Here is a 7,387-nt window from a genome sequence, read left to right as displayed (position 1 = left end):
TGCTGCCCGCTGTGCGGGAACTAGGGGAAGCGCTTCTTCCGCGGGTCGTGTGCCTTTCCCCGGGATGTGTCGCGGGGAAGCCTCAGAAACTAGGGGAAAGAACCCTTCCCCTACTTTTCGCGCCCCGCCCCGCCCGCGCGCACGTCCAAGAACCCAGCGGGCACCCTAGTCCGTGTATCCGAACAGCTTCTTGCCGTACCAGTCGCCGATCTTCGACAGGCCCGGCGGGACCGCGAATAGCGAACTCGAGATCGGGGCGATGTACTCGTTGAGTCCATCCTGGGCGAGGTTGTTCTGGATGCGGACGAACTGTTCGTGTGCATTCTTCTGGTATGCGATGAAGAACAGGCCGGCAGCGAGTGTTCCTGTGCGGGTGTCGATCCCGTCGGTGTAGTTGTAACCGCGACGCAGTATCTGCGCGCCGCCGTTGCTATCCGGGTGCGCCAACCGCACGTGCGAGAATCGGTCGACGGCGAACTTCCCGGTGTCGAGCCGCTTGTGAAAGTCGATCGCGGTGAACTCACTGCCGCCCGAGAGCGGTGCGCCGTCGTCCTTCGTCCTGCCGAAGATCAGCTCCTGGTCGCTGATGTCGTCGGAGTCCCAAGCCTCGATGTGCATGCGGATCTTGCGCGACACCAGGTACGATCCGCCCTTCATCCACGGTTGATCCGTCTCGTCTCCGACCCAGACCCATTCTTGGGCGACGCTCGGGTCCTCTGCCTTGATGTTGGCGGTTCCGTCCTTGAATCCGAACAGATTCCGCGGCGTCACCTGAGAGGTCGAGGTCGCCGACGCGCGACCGAAGCCTTCCTGCAGCCAGCGCAGGACGACGGTGTTTCGGCCGATGCGTGCGAGGTTACGGACGGCGTGGAACGCCACCTGGGGATCCTCGGAACAGGCTTGTACGCAGATGTCGCCACCACTGATCGACGGATCAATCGTCGTGTCGACCGCCAACTGCCCCAACGGTTTCAGTGCAGCGGGCATCTTGTCGCGCAGCCCGAATCGGTCGTCGAACAGGCTGGGACCGAAACCGACGGTGATCGTGAGTTTGTTCGGGCCGAGGTCGAAGGCTTCACCGGTGTCGGCGGGGGGTGACCCCGGACGTGTTTCCACGGGGCCGACCGGCTTGCCCTGCGTGAGCAGGCTCGCCGCCGCCGCCCAGCGCGCGAGCATGACCTCGAGTTGCTGCGTGGTCACCGACTCGGCGACATCGAACGCCGCGAAGACCAGTGAATTCTGTTGCGGAGTGACGATTCCGGCCTGGTGCTCGCCGTAGAACTCGACGGCCTCCGATGCGGCGTCCGTCGGTTTCGGTGCTGCGGCGTAACCTATCGCACCCCCCGCAGCGCCGCCGACGACAACACCCGCGAGTCCGGCGGCGCCGAGAAATCCCCTGCGTCCCAACCTTGGGCCACGTCGATGCGCTGACGTGTCGGAGGTCTGGTCGGATGGGGTGGCGTCATCCGGTTTCTGTGTCGGAATGTTGTCGTCGGCGGACATCACATCAACTCGCTGCGGCGATCTTTCCGCCGGCCTGCGCCAACGGATCCTTGACGGCGACGATGGCTGCGGCCATCTCGCGCTTCTGCTCGGCGGTCACCTGCGTGAAGTTCTTGAAGCCGCCGGGCTCGTTGGGGTCGCGGAATGTGTCGATGAGGGTGTCGACCTTGGCGAACGCATCGGTGATGGTCTGCGTGAGCTGCGGGTCGATCTCCTTCAGCGCGGGCTTGACCACCGCGAAGGCCTGTTCGGAGCCCTCGATGTTGGCTTGCATGTCGAGGATGTCGATGTGTGAGTACGCCTCTTCCTCGCCCGTCAGCTTGGTGGTCGAGACCTCGTCGAGCAGATCGCCTGCGCCGTTGACGATTTCGGCAGGAGCGAAGGTGAACTCGGGCTTGTCGACGACGGTCTTGAGCAACTCGACGTTCTTCTGCAATTGGTCCGCGACTGCACCCATATTCGCCAGGTTCTTGTCCTGGTAGATCGCCTTCTCCAGAACGTGGAAGCCTTCCCATTTGTCGCCGGGGCCGACGGCGTCGGGTCGGGCGTCGACCGCGAAATCGAGGCTGACCGAGGCGTTGTCGGAGCAGTCTGTCGAACCGTCGGTGCAGAATGCGCCCGCCACCGGTTCGATGCGCTCGTAGTAGGGACGAGCCTTGGGATATGCGTCGGTGGCCGCCTCGAGGTTGTTGGCCTTGACCGCGTCGGTGAGCGTCTTGGTGTACTGGGCGAGGCTCCCGACCTGGGTGACGACATACGCCTTGTAGTCGGTCGACGCCGTCTTCAGCTTGTCGGCGACGGTTCCGGTGGCTTCCGCGGCCTTGCCCGTGACGGTGAACTGGGTCTTCTCGGTGGTCGCGCCCGGACAGTAGAGCTCGTATGTGCCGCCGTCGAGCTTGTGCGAGAACGAGACCGACGCCATGCCCGGAGCGATGTTCTCCCGCTCGGCGAGAATGCGATTGTCCTTGATCAGCTCGACCTCGCTGACCGCGGCAGCGTTGGTGTTGGTGATCTCGAAGGTGATGGGTCCCGCGTCGACCTTGTCAGGCGTGGCCTTGCAGCCCTGATCGGTGATCTCGACCTTGACGGTCTTGACATCCGACGACGAGTTCGACGAGTCGGAGCTGTCCGAGCAGCCCGCGATCCCGACGACGGCGACTGCTGCCGCGCCGACGGCCACCAGTGGTCGCACCCTCATGTGGTTTTCTCCTTCGTGTGATCGGGGTCGTTGAGCGCCCCTGACTGCAAATCCTCGTGTTCGGGCGGGGGAGTGGGGCGTCTGCGTCGGATCAGCAGCGCGCCCGCGGCGATGGCGGCGACGATCGCGAACCCGGCGAGCCACAGCGGTAGCACCACCGACCGGACATGATGGGCTGACCGCTGGTCGACCGAGTGCTGCAAAGCGGCCAACTCGGCGGGATCGGCGGTGTGCTCGGCGTCGAAGGTGGCAACCTTGCCCAGCACGACGGCGGCACCTGAATCGGGAGTGGCCGTCGCAGTCACGACGTAGTGCACGTTCGCGGCCACCGGCGTGTGGAATGTCGGATCGACGCTGGTCGTGACGGTCGCGGTCACCGTGTAGACCACCGGGGCGTCGGCGCCGAATGTCTGCGTGTTCAGGCCGACCGGCAGACGCCCGTTGTTGCCCGACGCGACCTGCGCGGGCGTCACGCGCGCGGGTGCATCGGGAACGAGTGACTTGACGTCGAGGGTCGGCGATACGAGCTGCTGATAGGTCGGGTAGCTCGTCGAACCTATCTGGGTGGCATCGGTTGCGGCGGTGAGGGCGGGCAGCGGCGTCGACACGGAGCCGGACCGCAAGGTGCCCGTGGCCTGCGAGGAGTCGGCGGATTCGATACGCACGCTCACGGGGTCGGGGACGCGAACGGTCCTGCCCGCCAGTACGCCGGAGGTCGACGGAGCGGTGGTGACACTGCCGCTCATCGTGTCCGACGGCGCGGACGGTTCGGCCGGTGCAGTGGCGAAGACGACGACGGCTGCGATCGCGAGTATCCCGGCGAGTGCCCCGCACGCCATTCCCGCCGCGCGTCGGGGAAAGGCCTTGCCCGCGGGCCAGAGCACGATGGTGCCGACGACCAGCAGGTAGACCGCCCAGCCGACGACCTCGATCAACACGGGTTTGGGCTGAATGCCCAGAACGCCGGTCAGCAGGGAGGATTGGAGGGATCCCGGCTGGACGAGCCAGGTCAGGTCGATGACCTGCTGCTGGCCTACGTTGAGCCACCCCGCCTCGTGCGCCGTACGGAACGCGGTCATCACCAGTCCGGCAGCCACAAGAGTGAGCAGGAGTCCTGTGACCTTGAAGAACCGTGCGAGGTTGATGCGGACGCCGCCGCGGTAGATGCCGTAACCGAGTACGACGGCGATGCCGATTCCGATGATGGCGCCCAACGCAGACGGCACGGCGTTGTGGCTGGCGTTGAAAGCGGCAACCAGGAACACCGACGTCTCGAGGCCCTCGCGGAGTACGGCGAGGAACGCCATCATGACGAATGCAATCGCCGAGCCCTCGTTGACCGCGTCGGTGGCCGCAGCCTCGAGATCCCCCTTGAGATCGCGGGCGTGCTCGCGCATCCAGACAATCATGTAGGTGACCATCGCGACGGCGATGACACCGATGACCGTTTCGAGGCCCTCCTGCTGACGCTGCGGCAGATCACGCGAGAGAACCTCGAGGCCGATGGCGACGGCGACACAGATGGCCACCGCGACGCCGACTCCCGCCCACATCCACCGCAGGGCGTCGGTGCGTTGCTGCCGTCGCAGGAAGGCTGCGATGATGCCCACGATGAGCGCTGCCTCCAGGCCTTCGCGAAGGCCGATGATGAGGGTCGCGAACACGTGTCACTCCGAATTGTCTGAATTACGAACTTGGCTGGTCAGCTCAGGCTTACTTGCCTTAAGCGAGCTAAGGCTACGCTGCGCGATGCGAGATCACCAAGGGACCAATGGCACCATGGTGTATCGATGACCACCGTTCGCCGGGCACTCGCCTCGATTTCCGCTCTCACCTGCGTCGCGATCCTGACGTCGGCGTGCCTCGACCTGCCATCCCTGAATCGCCCGGACATCCCCGACGGCATCCCGCCGGGTCTCGGTGCGCCGGTCCCGTTTGTCGACATCAACGCGCCCGGCCGTACCGCCGAGCAATTGCGCGACTGGGCCCGCCCGATCTCCGATACGACCGGCATCCCGTTCATCGCGCTGGAGGCCTACGGCAACGCCGCGGAGATTCAGCGGCAGCAGCACCCCGAGTGCGGAATCGGGTGGACGACCCTCGCGGGCATCGGCGGCGTCGAGAGCAAGCACGGGCAGCACCACGGGTCCGAGATCGCGCCGAACGGCGACGTCCGCCCGCGCATCAGAGGTGTACCGCTCGACGGCACCCGCGGGAACATGGAGATCCCTGACACCGACGGCGGCACGCTCGACGGAGACGCCACACATGATCGGGCAATGGGTCCGTTCCAGTTCATCCCCGAGACCTGGCGACGCTACGGCGTCGACGCAAACGGGGACGGCCGTGCCGATCCGGACAACATCGACGACGCCGCGCTGTCGGCAGCCCGATATCTGTGTGTGTCCGCGGGTGGTGACATGACCACCCCGCAGGGCTGGGAGAAGGCGGTCAAGGTCTACAACAACTCGATGGCCTACGTCATCGACGTGCGCGACCACGCCAACGCGTACTCGATCAACGTCCGCTACTGAACGCACACGGTCACGGGAGTCCGATGCGGTGTGCAGTGCTCTCGATGCGTGCCTGTTGCCTTCACCGACTAGGCTTTGATCCCGTACCCGTCGGCTGCGTGAGGTGCCGCCGACATGTTCACCGATAGGGGCAAACACAGTGGCAATCATCGAACAGGTTGGTGCACGCGAAATCCTGGACTCGCGAGGCAACCCGACTGTCGAGGTCGAGGTCGTCCTCGACGACGGCACGTTCACTCGTGCCGCTGTGCCGTCCGGCGCGTCGACGGGTGAGCACGAGGCCGTCGAACTGCGTGATGGCGGCAAGCGCTACGGCGGCAAGGGCGTGACCAAGGCTGTCGAGGGCGTGCTGAGCGAACTGGCGCCCGCGGTCATCGGTATCGAGGCCGAGGAGCAGCGACTCGTCGACCAGGCGCTCATCGACGCCGACGGCACCCCCGACAAGAGCAGGCTCGGCGCCAACGCGATCCTCGGCGTCTCGCTCGCCGTGGCCAAGGGAGCTGCGGAGTCGGCGGGACTACCGCTGTTCCGGTACATCGGCGGCCCCAACGCGCATATCCTCCCGGTCCCGATGATGAACATCATCAACGGCGGCGAGCACGCCGACAACGGCATCGACTTCCAGGAGTTCATGATCGCTCCGATCGGTGCGCCGACCTTCAAGGAGGCACTCCGGTGGGGTGCGGAGGTGTACCACTCGCTGAAGTCGGTACTGCACAAGAGGGGACTCAACACCGCGCTCGGTGACGAGGGCGGCTTCGCGCCCGACCTTCCCGACACCGCGTCGGCCATCGCGGTCATCGGCGAGGCCGTCGAGGCCGCTGGCTACAACTTCGGTCGCGACATCGCCATCGCGCTCGACGCCGCAGCGACCGAGTTCTACAGCGACGGTGCCTACAACCTCGAGGGCAAGAAGCTCTCCAGCGACGAGATGATCAGCTACTACGAGAAGCTCGTTTCCGAGTTCCCGATCGTGTCGATCGAGGACGGCCTGTCCGAAGACGACTGGGACGGCTGGGTCAAGTTGACCGACGCGCTCGGCGACAAGGTTCAGCTCGTCGGCGACGACCTGTTCGTCACCAACCCCGAGCGGCTCGAAGAGGGTATCTCCAAGGGTGCGGCGAATGCTCTGCTGGTGAAGGTCAACCAGATCGGCACACTCACCGAGACCCTCGACGCCGTCACGCTCGCCCACAACAACGGCTACAAGACCATGATGAGCCACCGTTCCGGCGAGACCGAGGACACCACGATCGCCGACCTCGCCGTCGCCTGCGGCTGTGGTCAGATCAAGTCCGGCGCGCCTGCGCGCAGCGAACGTGTGGCGAAGTACAACCAGTTGCTGCGCATCGAGGAGGGCCTCGGCGACGCGGCACGCTACGCGGGAGACCTCGCCTTCCCCCGATATACGTACGGTTCGTGATTAGCTAGAGCCCATGGCACAGGGCTCAGGGCGTCGGCGCACGCGCGCGTCGACCAGCGATCCCCGCTCCCGGGAGCGTGCCCGTAGGACGCCCCGGCGCGAGCGGTCGACTTCTCGCCGTTCGCCGGTCTCGGTCATCGAGACCGGCGAACAGGAGATCTACGACGATTCGCCGGTCGACGTCGACGCCGACATCATGGATGCGCCGTCCGATGCCGATGTCGAGCGCGAGTCGGATGACGGGATCTCCGGTGTTCGTCGCGAACGTGAGCGGCTGCGTGCTCAGCGTCGACGACGCGCGGGGTTCACCGAACGGCTCGCCCAGCGGCTCCACCACGTCGATGCGAAACGTGCCGTGGTGCTGTCACTGGTGATCGGTGTCGTCGCGCTGACGCTCGCGATGCCGTTGCGCACATACTTCTCGCAGCACACCGAGTTCTCCCAACTGGAGGAGTCGAACGCTCAGCTTCGCGATCAGGTCGCCGACTATCAGCAGAAGGTCAACGAGCAGAACGATCCCGCCTATATCGAGGCCCAGGCACGTGAGCGTCTCAAGCTGGTCAAGCCGAACGAGACCCCGTTCGTGATGCTGTACCCCGACGAGGCGGCCAAGAGCGCTGCGCGCGAGCGGGAAGCCGCACACGAGGCGAATCCCTGGTACGGCAACCTGTGGCAGTCGGTGTCTACCCCGCCCGGCGCCGAGGCGCCGGGGTCGCACTGAGCATCAAG

Annotated in this window: 6 protein-coding genes; 3 read left to right on the top strand and 3 right to left on the bottom strand. The window is 65.6% G+C overall.

Annotation, left to right across the window (positions count from 1 at the left end; genetic code table 11):
- Window positions 1–165 precede the first annotated feature (165 nt).
- From efeB to efeU, 3 genes are read right to left on the bottom strand one after another with little or no spacing between them, the layout of a single operon-like run.
- Complete coding sequence (efeB, locus tag GOACH_RS13610; protein ID WP_005175564.1) at window positions 166–1,503, bottom strand: iron uptake transporter deferrochelatase/peroxidase subunit; 1,338 nt, start codon at window positions 1,501–1,503, stop codon at window positions 166–168.
- A 4-nt stretch (window positions 1,504–1,507) separates the two neighbouring features.
- Window positions 1,508–2,701 (bottom strand): iron uptake system protein EfeO, encoded by a 1,194-nt coding sequence (efeO, locus tag GOACH_RS13605; protein WP_005175562.1) that lies wholly within the window; start codon window positions 2,699–2,701, stop codon window positions 1,508–1,510.
- The gene (gene efeU, locus GOACH_RS13600) at window positions 2,698–4,365 is read right to left on the bottom strand and encodes an iron uptake transporter permease EfeU (RefSeq protein WP_005175560.1); all 1,668 of its coding nucleotides are present in this window, start codon (window positions 4,363–4,365) and stop codon (window positions 2,698–2,700) included. The genes efeO and efeU overlap by 4 nt, the downstream gene beginning before the upstream one ends.
- A 126-nt stretch (window positions 4,366–4,491) precedes the next feature.
- Here efeU and GOACH_RS13595 point away from each other — a divergent pair, with 126 nt between their 5' ends.
- The 3 genes from GOACH_RS13595 to GOACH_RS13585 all read left to right on the top strand — a co-directional run bounded on the left by GOACH_RS13595 (window position 4,492) and on the right by GOACH_RS13585 (window position 7,379).
- The gene (locus tag GOACH_RS13595; RefSeq protein ID WP_005175558.1) at window positions 4,492–5,235 is read left to right on the top strand and encodes a lytic transglycosylase domain-containing protein; all 744 of its coding nucleotides are present in this window, start codon (window positions 4,492–4,494) and stop codon (window positions 5,233–5,235) included.
- A 139-nt stretch (window positions 5,236–5,374) separates the two neighbouring features.
- The gene (gene eno / locus GOACH_RS13590; protein ID WP_005175557.1) at window positions 5,375–6,658 is read left to right on the top strand and encodes a phosphopyruvate hydratase; all 1,284 of its coding nucleotides are present in this window, start codon (window positions 5,375–5,377) and stop codon (window positions 6,656–6,658) included.
- Between the two features lie 13 nt (window positions 6,659–6,671).
- Window positions 6,672–7,379: an FtsB family cell division protein gene (locus GOACH_RS13585; RefSeq protein WP_005175555.1), complete on the top strand. Its 708-nt coding sequence runs from the start codon at window positions 6,672–6,674 to the stop codon at window positions 7,377–7,379.
- Window positions 7,380–7,387: the final 8 nt, after the last annotated feature.

The organism is Gordonia aichiensis NBRC 108223, from assembly GCF_000332975.1.
GTDB lineage: Bacteria > Actinomycetota > Actinomycetes > Mycobacteriales > Mycobacteriaceae > Gordonia > Gordonia aichiensis.
Note: the sequence above shows the minus strand (reverse complement) of the source record. Positions and strands in the feature narration are given on the sequence as shown.

What these genes read in the sequence shown, in the direction of transcription:
- efeB (WP_005175564.1), bottom strand. Translation starts at nt 1,503, where the DNA reads ATGTCCGCCGACGACAACATTCCGACACAGAAACCGGATGACGCCACC.
- efeO (WP_005175562.1), bottom strand. Translation starts at nt 2,701, where the DNA reads ATGAGGGTGCGACCACTGGTGGCCGTCGGCGCGGCAGCAGTCGCCGTC.
- GOACH_RS13595 (WP_005175558.1), top strand. Translation starts at nt 4,492, where the DNA reads ATGACCACCGTTCGCCGGGCACTCGCCTCGATTTCCGCTCTCACCTGC.
- GOACH_RS13585 (WP_005175555.1), top strand. Translation starts at nt 6,672, where the DNA reads ATGGCACAGGGCTCAGGGCGTCGGCGCACGCGCGCGTCGACCAGCGAT.